This is a genomic window from Colwellia sp. MB02u-9 (genome assembly GCF_014077085.1).
In the GTDB taxonomy this organism is placed as follows: Bacteria; Pseudomonadota; Gammaproteobacteria; order Enterobacterales; family Alteromonadaceae; genus Cognaticolwellia.
In genome coordinates this window covers 42,318-62,093 of record NZ_JACGVF010000093.1, presented here as the reverse complement: position 1 = coordinate 62,093, position 19,776 = coordinate 42,318, and the positions used below count along the sequence as shown (strand labels likewise).

Here is a 19,776-nt window from a genome sequence, read left to right as displayed (position 1 = left end):
GCTTTCTATGCGTTGAAAACAGCATGATTTTTAGAAACTATAACCTATGGTCAATGCAAGGGTTTCAGGATCCCCGTAATAACCAATCAGTGTGGTATCTCCACCTAAACCAGGTTGATAACTGCCATCATTATTTTGTGCGCCTAAGAAGGCGTAGTTACCAACTAAGTACTCTTTGTCGGTAATATTTTTCCAATGCAGTGCTGCAGTCCAATCTCCGTTATTGCTATACCAATTAACGCCAAAGTTAAGTAGGCCATAGCCGTCTTGAGTTAATAGGTTTTCGGTAACGTTTAAGTCATACTCACTACGATAATAGTAGTTACTATTAACAACAAAATTACCAACCGATGTGTCGATATTATAAGTAAAACCAAGGTTAGCGGTAGTGTCAGGCGTATTCGTAATAGTGAAGCTATCGCTAATATCTATCTGGTTACCGTCATTGTCAAATGATGTTACTTCGTCAAAAGATGAGTCAATCAAGCCTAAACTGGCAAAAACATTTAAGTTATCTGCTACGGCATATTCAATTTCTAACTCTAAACCTGATGCTGTCGAGGTGCCTATATTACCTAAACGTTGACTTAATGCACTGTTGTCTGCTGTGGGTAATACCGTAACAAATTGTCTGTCTTTATGATCAAGATAGAAGGCTGTCGCATTTACCCTTAAATTATTATTCCACTCACTTTTTAGGCCAACTTCAAATGAATCTACCACTTCTGGATCTACTGCTGGCTCTGGACCACTGGCTCTTGGATTAAAAGTACCTGATTTAAAGCCTTGCGAATAACTTGCAAAAAACATCATGTCGTCTGAGTATTGATATTCTGCGCCTACACGCGGGGTAAAGCGCGACCAATCTTCTTTATCATTAAGCACTTCAGGGAATTGAACATCACCACGTTCATAACCGGGTACCCAGCCACTTTCGGGGTAAACTGTTTCAAATGCCACATCATTATTAACCTTAGCTATTTTTTCTTCTTTGGTATAACGCGCACCTAAGGTCATGGAGAATTTATCGGTAATATTGTAGGAACCTTGAGCATAAACAGCATAGCTTTCACTGTTATTACAACCCGTTACTTCTCGAGTTAGCCCAGGTAAAGCCAAAGACTTGCCGAAATTTTCTAAAATAGCGTCGAAGTGGCCACATGATTCACCATCAAAGTAGTAGAGACCAGAGACAAAGTTTAAATTATCTGAGTTATAGTTTAGCTGAAATTCTTGCGTAAATTGTTCATCATCATAAATGGCAGGGACATCAAAAATACGCTCGGCGGTATTATCAAAATCAATATTTGTTTTTGAATAATTATCTCGGCTTGAGGTGATTGATTTAACTGACCAAGTATCATTGATCATATATTCAGCTGTTAGGCTAAAGCCTTCTGACTCAACACTATTCCACGTAGGCATACTGGTGTAAGAATCATAAACACTATTGGGTACTGGCGCATTAGTTACTATGCTTGGCAATAAACGATAGCCACCTTTAGCATTTGAGTCGTCGATGGTTTTATCATAATTAAAACGTAAGAATAAATCTTCTGTTGGCTCGAACTCAATGGTAAGTCGACCAGCAAAAATATCTTTATTGTAGTTCTCTAAGTTTTGACCCGGTAAGGCGGATTGTAAAAACTCCCCATAACCACCTCTTTTTAGATCAGCCAAAGCAAAGCCAACATATAATTTATCAGCTATCACTGGAATTTTACCCGCAACTTTATAATCTTTACGATCGTAAGTACCAAAGGTTCCTGTAAGATCAAGTTCTACATCACCAGACATTTTTTTAGTGACATATTTAATCGCACCACCAATCGTGTTTTTACCATATAAACTACCTTGAGGACCTCGTAATACTTCAATACGTTCAACATCAAGAATATCTAATACGGCTCCCTGTGGACGGGCAATATAAACATCATCAATATAAATGCCGACACCAGGTTCATAGCCCCAAAGTGGATCATCTTGACCAACACCACGAATAAAAGCCGTTAAGGTTGAGTTAGTACCACGACTGGCCTGTAAAGTCGTATTCGGTGAGAACTGTTGAACTTCTGTCATCACACTAATGCCATTTTGTGCTAATTGTTCAGCGCCAATAGAAGTGATTGCGACAGGTACAGATTGTAAACTTTCCAATGATTTTCGAGCGGTGACTTCAATCCGCTCCAATGTTGGATCATTGTTTAGCTGTTCATTCGCTGCTGCGGCCAAGATGCTTTGACTGGTCAGTGCGGCTGAAATGGTGATGGCCAAAACACTTAGCCTTAGGTTGTAATGCTTCATAATATTTCCCTGTGTTTTAAATCTAATTAATCGCTAATGTGCGCGGTTTTTATTTCTTCATTAGTGTGCTTAAAACTTTATAGTAAATTTTCCAGATGACAATTTGTACTATAGTAGTATGTCGTCGGTATTCGTATTTAAGTGACTGTAATTAAAGCTGTTAAATATAATTTTATTTATTGCTACAGCCTAGTGTTAGCGAAATAGCTAAGCATTTATAGCTCCCAAGCCTCGAGTAAGTACAATACGGTGCTAATAGAGGTGTTAATGACAAACGGTGCTTCACTGCCGCCATCAACTTTCTGTGGCGCTACCGCAATGCCATGGCCCATATTTTCAATCTCAATGAGTTCGACATTCACTTGCTTGTTTTGCCCTTGCCATTGGCTAACTTTATAGCCCGGGTGCTTTGAGATAATGGGCTGTTTTGACGACTGAGTTAGTTCAGCCCAATGGATAGCAAGTTGTTGTGAATTTTTTGGGTTAACAACTGTGTCTTGAGAACCGGTCCAAATTGACAGCTTAGGCCAATGGTTTGTTGAGCTGTTTATTTGATGCACTAATTGGGTTAATTGCTCAGGGTCTTGTGAGGGGCCGCTGCGCATACAGGCAATAGCCGTGGTTAAATTATGGGCGCAAGGGTAGGGTATGCCTGCAATAATGGCGCCAGCAGTAAATAGCTGTGGGTAATTAACCAACATCGAACTTGCCATCGCACCACCGGCTGATAACCCTATAATATAAATTTTGTTAAAATGATGAACAGCATTAACGCTCGTGATCATGTTTTTTATTGACAGGCTTTCACCTTGGTTTTGCTCTATATCTTGTGAAGAAAACCAATTGAAGCAACCTTGAATATTATTGTCTTGGCTTTGCTGTGGAATCAGTAGCGAAAATTGTTTTTTGTCTGCTAAAGCCATTAAGCCAGTTTGCTGTGCGAGCACTTGCCCTTGTTGAGCACAACCGTGTAACAAAACAATAAGGTTTTTATTGTCTTTAGCGCCTTGAAAATAACTGGCGCTTAGCTCACCAGGATTAAGGCCAAATCCAATTAATGCCGTTGGCTTAGCTAGGCTGCTAGCACTTAACAAGCTGATGGCAATGATGATAAACATCGATAAATATTTAGTCATGTTAAATTTCCTCCATAGTAAAAAATCAAAAAGTAAAAAATAAAAGCGTACAATCAAGAGGCCAATAAAATCATTTCAGCTTAGCAGCATGGCTTATAAAACCAAGTTGTAGAATGCTACTTTAGGTCCAGAAAAAGTACTGATAATGAGTGTAAATAATAAAACTAGTGGTTTGAGTCTGCGGGCAAAAACGTTAAGCTGTCGAGATAATCACACTAGGCTATGACTGTGTGGCTAATCACATGAACCTAATATGAAAGTGACATGAAAGTTAAGTGAGATTTAATTAAAGTGACATTAAAACTAAGTTAAAGAGGCATAAAGTATGACAGTTAAGAAGTTGGCGCAGCGTTTGTTTATTATCAAGCCGTTATTAAATTTTGCCTTTGTTGCCTGCCTGGTGTTTATTGTGATTTTGTTTCTTAATGGCTCGATTGCTGAGCAAAATAGCTATGGTGTACCGAGTTTGTTATTAGCTACATGGAGCTTGTTATTAAGTGCGATATTAGGTTTATTAGTTAATACGCCAAATATTGACAATATGCCCAAAGGTTGGTTTGCCCGGATGAAACATTGGCTCGCAAAAAGTATATTTAAATTAGCCGCAATCGTTTTCATTTTTATCAGCTTAGCACTGCTCTATGTAACAATAAAACTCTTGAGTGTGTGAGATTTAATAAGCTATTTATTATGATGAACCTACCTAGCACTTATCTGCCACTTACCCACCAAGCGCTCTGTTAAAGCTGTTTACTGATGTTCAATCAAATATCAAGAGTTACTCTGTGCAATATATTGTTGCTGAATACTGAACCGTTGTGTCATAAATCTAGGCAAATAATAGCACTATTTAATCGCGTTATTTATTTTATAATCGGGCGTTTTTAGCTTGTTTTAAAAGGAATTTATCGCTTGAAGCTAAATGGAGTTGTAGGTAAATCATCATCAATTAGTATAGTATCCTTGCTCGTCAATAAATTATTCCTTCAGAAAAAGAGCACTAAATAATGGAACATGAACAGCACCTAGCCTTACTTGGCGCTATAGCTCAAGGCGATAAAAAGGCGTTTTCAGCGCTTTATCAAACCACCAGTAAACAGCTTTATGCGGTTAGCTTGAAAATGTTAGCGCGTAAAGAATTAGCTGAAGAAGCTTTGCAAGAGGCTTATGTGCGTATTTGGCATAACGCATCAGAATACCGAGTGGGCAAGGGCACAGTGTTGACTTGGATGATCAGCATAGTGCGTTATCGGGCGCTAGATATTTTGCGCTATAACAAAATTAGAAAAGAAGATGAATTACTTGAGCAAGACAGCGTTGAACTAGATACGCCCGAGAAAAGCCATGACATAGAAGAACTGTTACTAGACAAATGCTTGCAAAAACTTGATCTGCAACAACGTCAGGCTATTTATTTGGCCTACTTCAATGGCTGCTCCCATCAGGAGGTGGTTAAACACCTCAATAATCCTTTGGGCACGGTTAAAAGCTGGATAAGACGCGGTCTTACAAGTTTACAAAGTTGCTTAACCTCATGAATTATTTATCTGAAAACCTCAAAAATGCCCTAGCTGCAGAATACGTATTAGGTACCTTACGCGGACCTGCTCGTCAGCGCTTTCAAAAATTAATGATGCAATATCCGCCGATCAGCGAGGCTACCCAAACTTGGGAGCAGCAGCTAAATGGCTTAGGAGAAAAAATTTCACCCGTGACACCTGATGTGTCAGTGTGGCTGCGCATCGAACAGCAGCTAGGGTTTGTTACTGAGCCAGAAAAAAATAATATTGTGTCGTTCACCAAGGCCAAGTCAAAGATTTGGCAAAGCATCGCAGGTTTAGCGTCAGCGGCTGCTTTGGTGCTAGCGGTATTATTAGTCAATGTTGAACCCATATCAGCACCGGATGCTCAACAACTCGCTTTAGTAAATAATGAACAAACTGAGCTGCTATGGGCACTAGAAATCGGCACAGACACTATTGATATTCAAGCGACTAAAACCTTAGTGGCGCAGGCTAATGCGGATTATCAATTATGGATAGTACCAGCAGATGGCAGAGCGCCTATCTCTTTAGGCTTATTACCTAAAACGGGTAAATTGACCTTAAGTAAACCTCAGTTGTTTGATCAAATTGAAATTGCTGCTTTGGCGGTGAGTTTAGAGCCGCTAGGTGGCTCGCCTAATGGTTCACCTACTACCGTGCTATATACCTCTAAATTGGTTACGCTTTAGTTTATTAATCAGCGCTAATGAGTTTTACACCTAGCGCATGATCTGTTCTAAATAAGGTGAAAAGCGAAACGCAAGTTTCGCTTTTTTTTTACTTTTTTTTACTGTCCTGAAATAAATTTATCCATTAGCGGTCTGATATTAGTGTGTTGGATGAATCGTCAATCATTAAAAAATATTGAGCGGGATTACAGCACAAGTTGAAAGCTAACCTAGTCATAAAAGCACAAATGCATACAGTGTTATTGCGAGCTGGCTTTAAATCAGCTTGTGTTAGTTAATTAAGTTGTCTGGGTTGGAACAACATTATCAATAAAAGAGCACAAAAGTATAAAAGCATAGAGGTGCTGCGGTACATAAGAGCAGTATATAAGTTATGACAGGTTTTTAATCGGGTAGATAAATATGACCTATTAGCGTGTTTAAGCTGATTAATCGCTTGGAAAAATAATTAATTTAAAAAAAGATTACTTTCTTTGCATCCAATACTTAATCTCAACCGTTTAACTATATGAAGTCTAAAAAAAGTACTACTAAGAATCATAAAATTAAAAAGGAAACGTCATGAAAAAATATAAATTAACGCTTATTGCCTCGGTAATTATGAGTGCAACCTTGTCTCAAGCTGTTACAGCATCAAGTCATCGTGAAGCACCTAATGTTACGCGCATGCCGACAATAGATTCAACAGATTTTTATTCATTCAATAGTTACGAAGCAGGGCGTGGTGATTACGTTACCCTAATTGCGAACTATATCCCTTTACAAGATGCTTATGGTGGACCTAACTATTTCGCTATGGATCCTGCTGCGACTTATGACATCCATATCGACAGTGATGGCGATGCCGTTGAAGATATTACTTTTAGTTTTAATTTTAGTCAGATGCTAGGCAATGACAATGCGGGTATTGCCTTGATGGTAGGTCCAGAAGGTGAACAAATACCTGTTGGTGTACCGCTTAAGAATGTCGGTAAGATCACGGCGGATAATCAAGGGGCAGCTAATTTCTCTGAAAAGTACACGGTTAAAATGACTTCAGGCCCGATGCGCACCGGTACTACTGTTGATGTTACTAATATGGACACAGGCGGCACAAGTTTTCGCAAGCCACTAGATTATATTGGTACTAAATCATTTGGCAGCGCCGCAGAGTATAAAACTTACGCCGATAGCTTTGTTTACTCAGCAACTATCCCTGGATGTGATGTCCCGGCTAAAGTGTTCGTTGGTCAGCGTAAAGATGCATTTACTGTTAACTTGGGTAAGGTCTTTGATTTAGTCAACTTTGTTCCTGTTGAAGGTGACAGTGTTCGTGGTAATGGCGATGGAGAAGGTTTCCCAGACGGTATTACTCAGTCATCAATGAATGATGATTTAGCTGATAAAAACGTCACCAGTATTGCTATTGAAGTACCAACCGCTTGTTTAATTGGCGAAGGTAATGGTGTTATTGGTAGTTGGACTAGCGCAAGTTTGCCGCAAGCAAGAATTTTGAATCCTAATGCTAGTTTTGATAGCACTGAAGTGAACGGTGGTGCAATGACTCAGGTTTCACGTTTAGGTTCACCGCTAGTAAACGAGTTGGTTATCGGTTTAGCAGATAAAGATAAATTTTCTAGTTCGCATCCAAGTAATGATGGTCAGTTTATCGATTATGTCACACACCCAACGTTACCTGAGTTACTGAATATTCTGTTTAAAGATGCAGTAAACACTAGACTTGGCACTGATTTAGAAACACTGGCACCAACAAACTTTCCACGAACTGATTTGATCGCGGCATTTTTGACTGGAGTTGAAGGTGTTAACCAGCAATCAATCGTTACAGGTTCTGAAATGTTGCGCTTAAATACAGGTATTCCTGCAAAGCCAGCTAGCGAGCAATCTGCATTCGGTGTAGCTGGCAACGATTTAGCGGGTTTTCCAAACGGTCGTCGTCCAGGTGATGACGTAGTTGATATTGCACTTCGTGTAGTCATGGGTGCTTTATGTCATGACATTCCAGTGAATGGCGTGCCGACAAACTTAGGTTTCTGTACACCAGAACAGGCTAGTGTTGGTAATGCCGCCTTTACGGATGGCGCACCTAGCGATGCATCTATGACAGGTACTAGCTTCCCATATTTAGCTATGCCGTTACCCGGTTCTGAATAAGGAGCACTTTAATGCAATATAATAAACGCAACACAGCGTCGCCTATTATCGCAGCACCTAAACTTAAGGTGATAGCGTTAAGTTTAGCGACCACTCTGGTACTTGCCGGCTGTAATGATGGTTATGAAGCGCCAAGCGAGCCAGCCAATGCGGCACCTACTACGATAACGGTGGATTTGATTACTCAAACAGAAACGCCGATTACCGATATGTTAAGTGCAGCTGATGCAGATGGCGACGCTTTAAGCTTTAGCCTTGATCAACAGGCAATGTTAGGTGTGGTTACTGTTAGCGGCAATGGTGGATTTACTTACCAGCCAAATAACGAAGTAACCGGTAGTGACAGCTTTACTTTTTCAGTGACTGACGGCGTAAATACTGCGGTTACTGGTACAGTTAACATTACTATTGAAACGCTGACAGTATCTTTTAATAGTACGAGTCGTGCAGCCTTTAATCAGCAATCTAATGATAAACCTTTGGCCGTAAATGGTCGTACGTTTACTCAAGATGTTGAGGATCCAGCGGCATACGACGACTTGCTTCCACAGTAAAATAAAGTTTGACTGCGCCATGGAAGGCGCCCTTTTATGGATAATAATATGGCCATACTCATTTACCTACAAGGTTACAGCCGCGCCTTATTAATATTGATTTTTATTACTATCGCACACCCGGCATACTCAGCAAGTTATGTACCCCAATCAGACCAAAGTATCGTTGCCAGTTGGACGGTGCCTCAACCCGCAGAACAACCAAAAGTGTTTATCGCGCAACTGATCAGTGACGCGAGCAAACCAGGTTTAGCCAGTCGCTATTATGGCCGCGCCAGCGCATTACTTAAGCCCTTATTATTAGCTGATCCTAATGATTTAGAATTACAATTTTATTCAGCTACGGTATTGCAGCACTATCATGAGTTTGATCAGGCACAACAACTGCTTTTGGAAATACTGCAGCTTCAGCCTGATCATGTCGCCGCTTGGCTAATGAAAGCCAATATTCACATGGTTCAAGGTGATTTAGTGGCAGCTAAACAAGCCTGTTTACAAGTGTTGGGGCAGGGCAGTCTTTTGCTAAGCACAGCTTGTGTACTTGAAGTTAATGCTGAACAAGGACAAGTTGCCCAAAGTTATCAGCAACTAAAACGCGTGGTTAATATGGCGGGCGACATTCCACGTGAACAGCATGTCTGGCTTAAACAAATTTTGGCTGATCTTGCCCAACGACAACAGCTTCCAGAGCAAGCACTTCAGCATTTGTCAGACTTTCCTTTAGCACAAGCGCCGGTGAGTTATTTGGCGTTATGGGCTGATATTCATTTGGAGCAACAACAAGGTAACATTGTATTAGATAAGTTAGGGCCGATTGTATTAGCCAGTGACAGTTTTGATGATGCATTATTACTGCGTTTAGCCTTGGCAGAGCAAGCCGGTAACTCAGCCAGTAATCTAGACAAACAAGTGTGGCAGCAGCGACTAAGCCAGCGCATTGAAATACGCTTGCAGCGCAATGACACAGCCCATGCCGCCGACATTGCCCGTTATTATTTAGATATTGCGCCAGACCCAATTAAAGCTTTGCACTGGGCAAAAATAAATTGGCAACAAGCTAAATTAGGCCCAGATAAACGCATACTTAAACGCGCAATGGCAGCACAAGCCGACCTTAAAATTTCAACGAAGGCATAAGCTAGAAAGCTTATAGCCAATAAGCAGTAACAGTAGTGAGATTAAACATGCACCAGTGGTTAAAAATAGCCTTAATCGGACTGTCGTTATTATTAGCGAATACCGTGGCGGCTCATCAATTGAGCACCAGTTATATTATTGCCGAAATTGACGACACAGGTCGCATTAATGGCGAATGGCAATTGAGTTTAGCTGATTTAGAACTGGCGGTGGGTTTAGATGTCAATGCCAACGGTAAGTTAACTTGGGGAGAAGTAAAAAGTCGCCAAGCTGAGATCGCCAGTTACTTAGCAGAAAACTTATTACTAAATCGAGACAAGCTTACATGTAACCTGCGTTTCGACCTTGTAGAGCGTTTACAAGATCATGCTAACGAAGCCTTCGCTGTTACTGACTTTTCAGGACAATGTGCTATCAGTGGGCCATTAAATATAAAATATAGTGCGATATTTGCTTTAGATAGTAGCCATGAAATGGTGCTAAACATTGGTGATGGCAGCAATATGCACAGCTTTGTCTTGGATGATAACACCAGAAAAATAACGATAGATTTACGTGAGGGAAGTTGGCGGACCACTTTTAAGCAGTTTGTCTATCAAGGCATTATTCATATTTGGATCGGTATTGATCATATTCTGTTCTTGTTAGCGCTATTGTTGCCGGCGGTACTAGAACGTAAAAACAAGCAGTGGCAAGCTATTACCAGTGTTAAGGTTATTTTGACCCATACGGTATGGATTATTAGCGCATTTACCCTAGCCCATTCGCTGACATTAACCGCAACCGCTTTAGGCTGGTTAAGCCCAAGTAGTCGTTGGGTGGAACTTGGCATTGCTTTATCCGTTTTATTTGCTGCCCTGAATAATATTTGGCCTCTAGTACTACGTTTAGCTTGGTTAACCTTTGCTTTTGGTTTGTTACACGGTATGGGCTTTGCTGGCGTATTAGGCGAGTTAGGTTTACCCGCTGATCAACAATTGCTGAGTATATTAGCCTTTAATCTTGGTGTGGAAATCGGTCAGTTAGCCATATTAGCTATTTTACTACCGGTATTGATTTTACTGCGCAAGAGAAAATTCTATAGCAAAGGCGTGATGCCGTTAGGTTCTTTATTGATTGCCTTGATGGCGGTGCAGTGGAGTATTGAGCGTTGGTGAGTTTGATTAGCGTTTAGCTGCGCTGCGTTAGCTTGATGTTAGCTTAGGTAGTAGCGGTTTAACGACAGTGTATTCTCACTAAGTGAGCGATAACTTGCGTTACTATTCTATATATATACCGCTCTTCTTGAAAATAAAAAGCCCTAGTTAACTTAATAACTAGGGCTTTTTATTTGTTATTTTGTCTGCGCTTTAAGACTGCGCTTTACGATATTTCTCGCACGCTACTTCATCTTCACATTCGCCATACAAGTATAAACTGTGATTGGTCAATTTCACTTTATGAAATTTTGCCACGTCTTCTTGGCGCTGTTCGATTACATCATCTTCAAATTCAATCACTTTACCGCAATTCAAACACACTAAGTGATCATGGTGTTTCTTATGACTTAGTTCAAATACTGATTTACCACCTTCAAAATGATGACGAGTGACAATACCTGCATCATCAAATTGGTTTAATACGCGATATACTGTCGCCAAACCAATTTCTTCATTATGCTCAAGCAAAAGTTTGTATACGTCTTCAGCACTGATGTGCTGGTTATTGGGGTTTTGTAAAATGGCCAAAATTTTAATGCGCGGCAGAGTAATTTTTAGTCCAGCTCTTTTTAGTTCTTCATTTTGTTCAGGCATTAATTTTGGTCTCTACATCTGCTTTAAATATAGTGAAAATTATAGGGGGTTATGGGCTCGGTTGAAAGGGCTAGTTGTAAATGATTGTCTATTTTGTTGGTTTTATTGGCTTAAAACGTCATAATACTTTGCTGGTCTGACGAGTATGAGGATATAAACCTTAGCGTTTATCTCAGTACTCACGTTTTTATTCCACCTTTGAGGAAAACCTATGTTTAAAAAAGCTTGGCAAATGAAATTATTACTAAATATCTGGCCACCATTTCTATTTACTGGCATTCGTGTTGTTGATGTTTCTGAGGATTTTCGTCAAGCCAAAGTGCGTTTAAAATTAAACATGTTTAACCAAAATGCGGTTGGTGTACATTTTGGTGGTTCGTTATATGCAATGACAGATCCCTTCTGCATGTTATTGGTAATGGCGCGATTGGGAAAAGATTATATCGTTTGGGATAAGTCAGCAGACATCGATTATATTAAACCCGGCAAGGGCACAGTAACCGCAGAATTTTTCATTACCGATGCTTTGATTGCCGATATTTTGACCCAGACCGCGCAAGGCGAAAAATATCTGCCTGAAATTCCGGTGTATGTAAAAGATGCGCAAGGCGAAATTGTCGCTAAGCTCAATAGAAAACTCTATATTCGCAGAAAAAAACCAGCGTAATAATGGCTGTAAAGTGACTAATACTTGGGGTTAAAATTTTAATCATTTATGCTAATAAGTTAGCTAAAGTAAAGCAGGCGTGAGCTTTATTTTGATTATTAGACCAAAAACGGGAACACATGGGTTAATGTGTCCCCGTGAGAACAGTTAATTACTGTGCCGTTGATGCACTAGCATTGATGACTTATAACTTACGCTTTATGAGTCATCAGTTGATAAACCTAGCATGCTCTTCTTTAATCTTTCTAAATCAATCGCATTTGAACGTACAGTAAGCTTAATATGGCTGTATTCATATTCTTCTTTAATAACACTCATATTTGAACGAATTTCACCTATGATACCTTTAGCGGTATAGGGGATAATAACTTCGTCTTCAATCATCTCGTCCTGTGCAACGCCAACAATATATTTATGCAATTTACTGATATCAGCGGGATTACGGGTTGAAGTCATCATAGCATCAGGGAACTCTTCCATCAGCGCTTGTTGTTGCTCAAGGCTCAGTTGGTCTGATTTGTTGAGTACCAGTAATTTTTTACTGTCTTCAACACCCACTTCTTCTAATACGTCATGAACGACATCGAGTTGTGCACGAAATGAAGGATCGGCAGCATCAACCACATAGAGCAATAATGATGCATCATGGGCTTCTGCTAAAGTGGAATGAAATGAGGCGACTAAATCGTGTGGTAATTTTTTAATAAAACCGACAGTATCTGAGACTAATATTCGTGGTTGAGTGATGGGATATAAGGCACGAACTGTGGTGTCAAGGGTGGCAAAAAGTTTGTTTTCACCTTCGACATCACTACCGGTTATGGCTCGCATCATCGATGACTTGCCGGCATTGGTATAACCCACTAAAGCGACACAAAAAAGCTCAGAACGTTGGCTACGTCGGCCTTTCATTTCGTCTTGAACACTGACTAACTCACGCTTGAGTTCGGCTAATTGGTCGCGAACTGCACGGCGGTTTAGCTCTAGTGTAGTTTCGCCAGCGCCTTTACCCATTTGACGTTCTTTATCACCCGTTGATGTTTCACGAAGGCGCGGTGCAACATAATTAAGCCGAGCAATTTCAACTTGTAATTTCGCTGTTTTGGTCCGAGCATGGCGACTAAATATTTCAATAATAATGCCGGTACGATCAAACACCTCTACGCCTAACTGATTCTCGACATTACGTAGCTGAGATGGGCTTAAATCACAATCAAATACCACCACATCAGCGCAGGCAAACGGCAGGTTATCCGATGGAACATTTACAGGGTTAAGGGTGAATTCTGCATCTTCTTCTAAGTTTTCATCCTCTTCTAAGCCTTCAACCACACCCTTGTTACCGGTGAGTTGCGCTATTTCAGCCAGTTTTCCTAAACCGAGTACATTCACTTTTTGGGTAGAACTCAGCTTTTGCGATTGTGTACCTACTACTTTAAAGCCTAAAGTAGTGACTAAGCGGGCAAGCTCTGCAAGTGACTCGGTTGCTTCATCACCTTTAAAATTCGGTGTGCAAATAGAAATAAGTAACGCGTTAGTCAGTGATGCTTTTGCTGTTAGTTGCATAATTTTTTATGTTAGTGCACGTTAAGTGCAGCCCTAATTTATATCTAAAGTTACCTCATCCTACGCTGTTATAGGTAAGCTTTATAGAGTAATTGCAGACTAAATTGTTGTAAGCGAAAAATTGTCGATATATTGAGATATCAGTTAACTCATTAAACAGCGTATTTAGGCCATAATGCCTTAAGGCCAAGGTGAGCCGGTGTTTTATGATGAACACTTTTTAGCCACTGGTTCACCTTGTGAGTGTGTGAGGGGACGAAATAACTAATCGTCAGTTGGCTTGTTAGACGTTAATAGCGCTTAGACTTTATTTCCCTTGTAAGTTATTACCGTTAGGAGTTAATACGGTTGAGCTTTAAACCTTAAGGCGAGCTAGTTTGAAGAAAAAGCGAAGTTTTTTGATTGAATAAAACAGCTCATGCCTGACCGTATTTTTTTGGCGAACTGAAACAGAACAAGCCATAATAAAAAAATTAAGTGGTGATAAGCATCAAGTTAACTTAGTCAGAAGAAGTCACGCTTGTGCTGTTATTAAAATCATTAAGCAATAAAGTTTGTTACTTAGCGTTTGATCATTTATGTACGGGTATCTAGCGATTAACCTTTCAAAGTTTCGTTTGGTAAAATATTTCAACGCGATTTCGACCTTTATCTTTCGCCTTATAAAGCGCTTGATCAGCCTGATTAGTCAGTTGTTCTATGTTTAATTCATCATTATCGAGATAAGTTTCTGAGACACCAAAACTACAACTAACTTGAAAATAGCTCTCGTCTGAAACAAATTTATATTGACTGATGGCTTCTCGGATACGATTGGCCGTGATGGCACCTGATTCTGCGTCGGTGTTGGGTAAGATAATAATAAATTCTTCTCCACCATAACGGGCTATCCAGTCAACGTCATTGCGAATACATGTATTAACTATCTGTACGAATTTTTTTAGTACCCTGTCGCCAGTATTGTGACCTTGTTGATCATTAATTTTTTTAAAATGGTCTAAATCTGCAAACAGCACAGTAACTTGATTTTTAAAACGATAAGTACGCTGTAGTTCTTTGGCCAAATTATTATCCAAGTATAATCGATTGTAGCAGCCAGTTAATGGGTCGGTTACCGAGAGTGTTTTAACTTTTTTATTGAGCTTAATTAATCGATGCGTAAGTCGAAAAACCGTTAGAGCGAATGAACACAAGTAAATAAGCAAGAAAAAACTACTGGTAATAATAGTATTGTATTCTTCATCCAAAAAGTGCAATTCAGGCAAGATAGCAAAAGCTAGAGCAAAAATTGTGATCATCACTAATAGCGTAGTTAACATGGCACGAAAGCCACCAACAAATAGCGCGTTTGCAATCAATAATGTGATCATCGTTGAAGTAAAGGAATAAATCGGTGTAACCAGTATCATCAGGCAAGCAAACAAAGCATCTAAATGCATGTTTATCTCTTCCTGTTTTCGTCCATTTGCAGACAGGTTGGTTGCTGTCAGGGCAAGATGTGGCCATAAAAGGCACAAGGGAATAATCCAGATATAATGTATATCAAAGATATTTGCTCCTAAAATTTGCACCGAAATGGACAAAGCATACATGGTTGCAACAATTCTAGGAATATGATTAATTTTTCCAAGAGGGTGGGCATCTTTGAAATAGATCAAGTTAATCCGTCAGTTATGGATGCTGTAAATGATACAGCTAAACTATATCGCTTTGTCTCTTTTGTCGATTAATTTCTATTATTCAGTGATGAAACTCTAGTCAATCATTAGTCAAATAGTAGTCAAGCCGTCATCATATATAATATTCAAATGGATGAAATCAGGTTAGGATTGAACATCACACAGGCATTTTACTTGCCAGTATCTGGGGGCTGAAAGAAAATATGCTACCGTTTAACTCATTTTCATCTTTACAGGCTTATTATTAATCATGTCATTTGAACTCATATTTTTGTTCCTTGCCGGTTTTTTTGGTGGTGTTGTTAACTCGATTGCCGGCGGTGGAAGTTTTATTACCTTTCCCGCGCTTATCTTTGTCGGTATTCCTCCTATTATGGCTAATGCGACCAATACTTTTGCGTCGTGCGCCGGTTATATGAGCGGTACTTATGCCTTTCGAAAAGAGCTTGCTGCGCATAAAGATGAACTCTTACTCATCATCGTTATCAGTTTACTAGGGGGTGTTTTTGGTGCTCAGCTTAATGCAGGGTTTAAAAAAATAGCGACTAAGCACCAACACGCATCTGCTATTGGTGGGGTTTTACTGTTAATACTACTCTTGGGAGTGTCTATTTATGGCGGTTTTTTTAACGCGGGACTGGGTATCATTATACTCAGCTATTTAGCATTAGCAGGCCATACCAACATCAATGCAATGAATGGATTGAAATTATTAGTGTCAGCGGCAGTGTCATTAATTGCCATCGCCCTGTTTATTTATAATGACGTTATTGTCTGGTATGAAGGTACTGTTTTGTTATGTGGCACGTTAGTAGGAGGCTATATGGCGGCGAATATATCACGCCAACTACCACAAAAGCAGGTCAGAGGTGGTGTTATTGTGATAAGTGTTGCGACGACATTATATTTCTTTTTCGCGACTTATTTAGCTTAACAGAGGGCAGAGCACAGGATTTTTATCCTACAACATTGCTAGCCAGTAACTAGGATAAACTGAGTTTGAATCAAGGTGAGTCGATTGCTGAAATACTTATCTTATATCTGATCAGGTAAGGTAAGGCTTTTTCAGAGGAAACTGGCTAAGTCACTTTTAACCATGAAAATTAGTAGCTGAAAAAACAAGTTTATTATGGCTAAAGTCCTTTTATAGCTAAAAAAACTGTTAATTAGTACTCAGCTGGAGACAAGTCATATTGTTGTTTAATGGTTAATCGCTGCTTAGCAATATTATCAAAGGCTCGCTGGTAGCTTTGTATTATGTGATCGGGTGTATTGATATTAAATGCCAAGTAATTACCTGTTTTGTTGACCTGCCAAACCTGTTCATAGGCATCAGTATTTAAGTTGCTTTTTTTCGCTAAATGCTCAAAAGCATGAATAGAGGTAACCATCATGTCTACACGACCTGATTGCATCAACAAAAAGGCTTGTTCTAGTTGTGAAATTTCTGCAAGACTAGCCGCAGGAAAACCCATTTTATGTAGCGAAATACCGGAAATATCATCCTTTACCGCTACAACAGTATGATTAAACACTTGTTGTAGGTTGGAAAAATTAAAGTTTTTTGATTTTTTGGCAATTAAGACATGAGTAGAATGAAAAAAAGGCCCAACCCATTTAAATAGCTTTTCACGTGGTTGAGTTTTAGACACAGTAAATAAAGCGGTATTACTTTTATCTAAAGTAAATTTATAGCCACGTGCCCATGGCACTAGCAGTACTTCTTGCTCAGGTATGTCTAAATTTTTCCAGATAGCTTTTAACGTATCTGCTGAAATGCCTTTGAGTTCATCATTGATTAAATAATTGGCTGGCGGATAAATCTCAGTATAAAAAGTGATGTTTTCAATGGCCGATGGAGATTGAAATGCCTTCAGCTGAGGAAGCACTAAAAAAAACAACAAAATTGATTTTAAAATAAATATTTTCATTAGAAAGATCAGTACCAAACCATCGGAAGATCATGATAGCAAGATTCACGATATTAATTAAGTTTAATTATTAAAATCAAATAATTAAACTTAATTAGGAGCAGCATTACTAAGTGCTAACTATTAAATGCCTTGGACTATAGTGATAGTCAACCGCCATTGCCTTTCTCTCAAGCGCTTATGCGCTACTATGGCTACATTTTTTGTTTGCTAGTTTTTTTAGATGAAGGGTTGAAAATTAATGTATATACCTTGAAACGCATGTCCGGCTGCAAGCGTATAGCAGGTTTTGTTATACCAATTTCATTAACTAGGTGGTCTACTTTATACGCAGTAGTGGGTTGTTTTAACGAGTAAAAATGATCAGATAATTAGTGAGGTTGGTATTAGCTATAATAGCAACAAAAAAGCCAGCTAACCGCTGGCTCTTTCAATACAATGTAGTTTACGGTTAAAGCGTTAGTCTGCTAACTCAGCTAAACATAGTTCATCGTAAATTTGTTTAACCCAAGTATCGACGCGCTCGGCGGTTAGTTCAGGCTGACGGTCTTCATCAATACATAAACCGATAAAGGTGTTTTCGTCAACTAAGCCTTTAGAGGCTTCAAATTCATAACCCTTGGTTGGCCAGTTACCAACAATAATAGCGCCCTTTGATTCCACGATATCACGCAATGGTTCCATCGCATCACAGAAGTACTCAGAGTAATCTTCTTGATCGCCTAAACCGAAAATAGCCACGAGTTTGTCGGTAAAATCAATTTCTTCTAATTCAGGTAAGAAGTCATCCCAATCACATTGGTTTTCGCCATAATACCAGGTAGGAATACCTAAAATTATTAAATCGAACTCAGCGATTTCTTCTTTGGTACTTTTGGCGATATCTCTAACATCGACAAGGCTTTTACCCAATTTTTTTTGGATCATTTTGCCTACGGCTTCGGTGTTGCCTGTGTCACTTCCGAAAAATAAACCTACAATTGCCATCAATTTAACCTTTTTATAGCTAACTAAACTTTAATATCGTTGGCATCAAGCGACTGAACTAATAGGGCTTCTATTAATTCACTTCGACTAACACCTTTATCATTTGCTAAAGCGTCTAAGCGTTCATATACATCTTGATGTAATTTAAACTCTATTCGCTTTAAGCCATTGTTCTTATCGCGCTTGACCTGATTGCGTTTGTTTATTTTTACTTGCACGCTGCGTGAATGGGGGTTCGTTTTTGGTCGCCCCGGTCGCTTTTCATCGCTAAATAAGTCAATGGTCGTTAAATCTGCTACTTCTTTTGCCATCTTATTACTTACTTACCCAACGCCTTGGCTTTCCCAAATAAACTGAATGATGCCTTTTGCGATAAATCCAGCACACCCTAAAAATAATACAAAATAAACAACTATCTTTCCGATCTTAGGTACATCGTTTTTTTTCATTACATCATGCATTGATAAGCCAATGAAAATAAAGATAAAAGCAAAAAATAAATTTAGCCCAATGGTTTCAATTAATTCGAAGTGTTCTGCTAACATATTTAACCCTAAAATTTTCAGGGCGCACTATAGCATATTACGGCTTTTAAAGACATTATTTTTGTTACCTGAGTAACCACTTTGTCAGCATTATTTTGCTATTTTGGCGCCTATGAGTATAAAATAATTTTATCTCGCTAATTATACAAAGTTATACTGTTTGGTATTAGCGCTAGATCAATTAACTTGTTAAAAATCCTTCAACGCTGCGATTAAAGGCAAGCGTTTTTTCAGCATGTAACCAATGCCCAGCCCCTTGAATAACGCGAGCACGACTCTGTGGAAATAAGCGTAATATTGCAGTGCGGTGTTCGGGCAATATATAGTCAGAATTAGCCCCTTTGATAAACAGGGTGGGGCCTTGATAGCTATTGCTGCCTTGATAAGCTGTCATTATATGTGGATAATTTTTTGCTATGTTTTCAATATTACATTTAAAAGAAAACTGGCCATTTTCGCTACTTAAATTACGCAATAAAAATTGTCGCACGCTGAGATTGTCAACATATTGGCTGAGCTGTTTATCCGCGTCTTTACGTTGTTTTATCGTGGTAAAGTCAAGTGACCTTAAGCCAGCAATTATTTGCTTATGGTGCGGTGGGTATTCAGCCGGGGCTATATCGGCAACAATTAACTTTTCAACTAGCGCTGGCGCAGTAAGGGCTAATTCCATGGCTATTTTTCCGCCCATAGAATGCCCCAAGACTACGGCACTATTGATGGCTAGGTGCTGCATAATATCAATGATGTCTTGTGCCATGGTTGAGTAGTTCATCACACTATCGTGAAATGAGTCGCCATGGTTACGGACATCAACACTGGTGACTCGATAATTTTCCGCTAAGGCTTTTGCCACCATATTGAGGTTTTCTAAGCGGCCAAATAAACCATGGATAAGGATAATGTTTTTACCGCTGCCAGATTGTTGATAGTTTAAAAGCTTTGCCATTGGAGTCTCTTATGGTGTTATTTAAGGAATAAAACTGTGCTTATTTTTACATTTTGAGGTAATAAAATCTAAATTAAATTTTATTAAAATCAAGCAGTATATCGATTTGAGCGTGCTGATTGTGGTGGCTAATATTTAATT

Annotated in this window: 19 protein-coding genes; 9 read left to right on the top strand and 10 right to left on the bottom strand. The window is 39.2% G+C overall.

The annotated features are described in order from the left end of the window. Positions 1–30: 30 nt before the first annotated feature. The gene (locus tag H4J65_RS08555; protein WP_182197539.1) at positions 31–2,304 is read right to left on the bottom strand and encodes a TonB-dependent receptor; all 2,274 of its coding nucleotides are present in this window, start codon (positions 2,302–2,304) and stop codon (positions 31–33) included. A 215-nt stretch (positions 2,305–2,519) separates the two neighbouring features. Further along, positions 2,520–3,440 carry a PHB depolymerase family esterase gene (locus H4J65_RS08550; protein WP_182197537.1) on the bottom strand — a complete coding sequence of 307 codons (921 nt, stop codon included), beginning with the start codon at positions 3,438–3,440 and terminating at the stop codon, positions 2,520–2,522. A gap of 325 nt (positions 3,441–3,765) precedes the next feature. On the opposite strand from H4J65_RS08550, the gene H4J65_RS08545 reads away from it, so the two are divergent. The 7 genes from H4J65_RS08545 to H4J65_RS08515 all read left to right on the top strand — a co-directional run bounded on the left by H4J65_RS08545 (position 3,766) and on the right by H4J65_RS08515 (position 10,675). Next, positions 3,766–4,110 (top strand): hypothetical protein, encoded by a 345-nt coding sequence (locus H4J65_RS08545; RefSeq protein ID WP_182197535.1) that lies wholly within the window; start codon positions 3,766–3,768, stop codon positions 4,108–4,110. A gap of 337 nt (positions 4,111–4,447) precedes the next feature. Further along, entirely contained in the window at positions 4,448–4,978 is a 531-nt protein-coding gene (locus tag H4J65_RS08540; protein WP_182197532.1) for an RNA polymerase sigma factor, read from the top strand. Further along, positions 4,975–5,673, top strand: a complete 699-nt coding sequence (locus H4J65_RS08535; RefSeq protein WP_182197530.1) for an anti-sigma factor domain-containing protein — start codon at positions 4,975–4,977, stop codon at positions 5,671–5,673. The genes H4J65_RS08540 and H4J65_RS08535 overlap by 4 nt, the downstream gene beginning before the upstream one ends. 561 nt (positions 5,674–6,234) lie before the next feature. Next, positions 6,235–7,827 (top strand): DUF4331 domain-containing protein, encoded by a 1,593-nt coding sequence (locus H4J65_RS08530; RefSeq protein WP_182197527.1) that lies wholly within the window; start codon positions 6,235–6,237, stop codon positions 7,825–7,827. A gap of 11 nt (positions 7,828–7,838) precedes the next feature. Beyond that, a complete protein-coding gene (locus H4J65_RS08525) occupies positions 7,839–8,381 on the top strand; it encodes an Ig-like domain-containing protein (RefSeq protein WP_182197525.1) in 543 nt (180 codons plus the stop codon). Positions 8,382–8,417: 36 nt separating this feature from the next. Next, positions 8,418–9,518: a lipopolysaccharide assembly protein LapB gene (locus H4J65_RS08520; protein ID WP_259367567.1), complete on the top strand. Its 1,101-nt coding sequence runs from the start codon at positions 8,418–8,420 to the stop codon at positions 9,516–9,518. Positions 9,519–9,565: 47 nt separating this feature from the next. Then, the gene (locus H4J65_RS08515; protein ID WP_182197522.1) at positions 9,566–10,675 is read left to right on the top strand and encodes a HupE/UreJ family protein; all 1,110 of its coding nucleotides are present in this window, start codon (positions 9,566–9,568) and stop codon (positions 10,673–10,675) included. A gap of 192 nt (positions 10,676–10,867) precedes the next feature. On the opposite strand, the gene fur is transcribed toward H4J65_RS08515, so the two are convergent. Then, entirely contained in the window at positions 10,868–11,311 is a 444-nt protein-coding gene (gene fur, locus H4J65_RS08510; RefSeq protein ID WP_182136124.1) for a ferric iron uptake transcriptional regulator, read from the bottom strand. 211 nt (positions 11,312–11,522) lie between these two features. Between fur and H4J65_RS08505 the strand changes: the two genes are divergently transcribed. After that, positions 11,523–11,978 carry a DUF4442 domain-containing protein gene (locus H4J65_RS08505; RefSeq protein WP_182185271.1) on the top strand — a complete coding sequence of 152 codons (456 nt, stop codon included), beginning with the start codon at positions 11,523–11,525 and terminating at the stop codon, positions 11,976–11,978. Between the two features lie 198 nt (positions 11,979–12,176). Here H4J65_RS08505 and hflX read toward each other — a convergent pair whose 3' ends face one another. After that, positions 12,177–13,544, bottom strand: a complete 1,368-nt coding sequence (gene hflX, locus H4J65_RS08500) for a GTPase HflX (protein ID WP_182197519.1) — start codon at positions 13,542–13,544, stop codon at positions 12,177–12,179. A 605-nt stretch (positions 13,545–14,149) separates the two neighbouring features. Beyond that, positions 14,150–15,202 carry a sensor domain-containing diguanylate cyclase gene (locus H4J65_RS08495; protein ID WP_182197516.1) on the bottom strand — a complete coding sequence of 351 codons (1,053 nt, stop codon included), beginning with the start codon at positions 15,200–15,202 and terminating at the stop codon, positions 14,150–14,152. Between the two features lie 271 nt (positions 15,203–15,473). Between H4J65_RS08495 and H4J65_RS08490 the strand changes: the two genes are divergently transcribed. Then, the gene (locus tag H4J65_RS08490; protein ID WP_182197505.1) at positions 15,474–16,157 is read left to right on the top strand and encodes a sulfite exporter TauE/SafE family protein; all 684 of its coding nucleotides are present in this window, start codon (positions 15,474–15,476) and stop codon (positions 16,155–16,157) included. 232 nt (positions 16,158–16,389) lie between these two features. Here H4J65_RS08490 and H4J65_RS08485 read toward each other — a convergent pair whose 3' ends face one another. From H4J65_RS08485 to H4J65_RS08465, 5 genes are all read right to left on the bottom strand, one after another. Further along, positions 16,390–17,154: an ABC transporter substrate-binding protein gene (locus H4J65_RS08485; RefSeq protein WP_182197503.1), complete on the bottom strand. Its 765-nt coding sequence runs from the start codon at positions 17,152–17,154 to the stop codon at positions 16,390–16,392. A gap of 459 nt (positions 17,155–17,613) precedes the next feature. Next, positions 17,614–18,141 carry a flavodoxin FldA gene (fldA, locus tag H4J65_RS08480; RefSeq protein WP_182136118.1) on the bottom strand — a complete coding sequence of 176 codons (528 nt, stop codon included), beginning with the start codon at positions 18,139–18,141 and terminating at the stop codon, positions 17,614–17,616. A 23-nt stretch (positions 18,142–18,164) separates the two neighbouring features. Continuing rightward, the gene (gene ybfE, locus H4J65_RS08475) at positions 18,165–18,452 is read right to left on the bottom strand and encodes a LexA regulated protein (RefSeq protein ID WP_182136117.1); all 288 of its coding nucleotides are present in this window, start codon (positions 18,450–18,452) and stop codon (positions 18,165–18,167) included. A gap of 12 nt (positions 18,453–18,464) precedes the next feature. Beyond that, entirely contained in the window at positions 18,465–18,686 is a 222-nt protein-coding gene (locus H4J65_RS08470; protein WP_182136116.1) for a DUF2788 domain-containing protein, read from the bottom strand. 181 nt (positions 18,687–18,867) lie between these two features. Next, positions 18,868–19,635, bottom strand: coding sequence for an alpha/beta fold hydrolase (locus H4J65_RS08465; protein WP_182197501.1), 768 nt, complete (start codon positions 19,633–19,635; stop codon positions 18,868–18,870). Positions 19,636–19,776 lie beyond the last annotated feature (141 nt).

Excerpts from the sequence above, each read along its gene's own strand:
- H4J65_RS08535 (WP_182197530.1), top strand. The coding sequence starts at position 4,975 with ATGAATTATTTATCTGAAAACCTCAAAAATGCCCTAGCTGCAGAATAC.
- H4J65_RS08545 (WP_182197535.1), top strand. The coding sequence starts at position 3,766 with ATGACAGTTAAGAAGTTGGCGCAGCGTTTGTTTATTATCAAGCCGTTA.
- hflX (WP_182197519.1), bottom strand. The coding sequence starts at position 13,544 with ATGCAACTAACAGCAAAAGCATCACTGACTAACGCGTTACTTATTTCT.
- fur (WP_182136124.1), bottom strand. The coding sequence starts at position 11,311 with ATGCCTGAACAAAATGAAGAACTAAAAAGAGCTGGACTAAAAATTACT.
- H4J65_RS08550 (WP_182197537.1), bottom strand. The coding sequence starts at position 3,440 with ATGACTAAATATTTATCGATGTTTATCATCATTGCCATCAGCTTGTTA.
- H4J65_RS08525 (WP_182197525.1), top strand. The coding sequence starts at position 7,839 with ATGCAATATAATAAACGCAACACAGCGTCGCCTATTATCGCAGCACCT.
- H4J65_RS08520 (WP_259367567.1), top strand. The coding sequence starts at position 8,418 with ATGGATAATAATATGGCCATACTCATTTACCTACAAGGTTACAGCCGC.
- ybfE (WP_182136117.1), bottom strand. The coding sequence starts at position 18,452 with ATGGCAAAAGAAGTAGCAGATTTAACGACCATTGACTTATTTAGCGAT.
- H4J65_RS08490 (WP_182197505.1), top strand. The coding sequence starts at position 15,474 with ATGTCATTTGAACTCATATTTTTGTTCCTTGCCGGTTTTTTTGGTGGT.
- H4J65_RS08485 (WP_182197503.1), bottom strand. The coding sequence starts at position 17,154 with ATGAAAATATTTATTTTAAAATCAATTTTGTTGTTTTTTTTAGTGCTT.
- H4J65_RS08470 (WP_182136116.1), bottom strand. The coding sequence starts at position 18,686 with ATGTTAGCAGAACACTTCGAATTAATTGAAACCATTGGGCTAAATTTA.
- H4J65_RS08465 (WP_182197501.1), bottom strand. The coding sequence starts at position 19,635 with ATGGCAAAGCTTTTAAACTATCAACAATCTGGCAGCGGTAAAAACATT.
- H4J65_RS08505 (WP_182185271.1), top strand. The coding sequence starts at position 11,523 with ATGTTTAAAAAAGCTTGGCAAATGAAATTATTACTAAATATCTGGCCA.
- H4J65_RS08515 (WP_182197522.1), top strand. The coding sequence starts at position 9,566 with ATGCACCAGTGGTTAAAAATAGCCTTAATCGGACTGTCGTTATTATTA.
- H4J65_RS08530 (WP_182197527.1), top strand. The coding sequence starts at position 6,235 with ATGAAAAAATATAAATTAACGCTTATTGCCTCGGTAATTATGAGTGCA.
- H4J65_RS08555 (WP_182197539.1), bottom strand. The coding sequence starts at position 2,304 with ATGAAGCATTACAACCTAAGGCTAAGTGTTTTGGCCATCACCATTTCA.
- fldA (WP_182136118.1), bottom strand. The coding sequence starts at position 18,141 with ATGGCAATTGTAGGTTTATTTTTCGGAAGTGACACAGGCAACACCGAA.
- H4J65_RS08540 (WP_182197532.1), top strand. The coding sequence starts at position 4,448 with ATGGAACATGAACAGCACCTAGCCTTACTTGGCGCTATAGCTCAAGGC.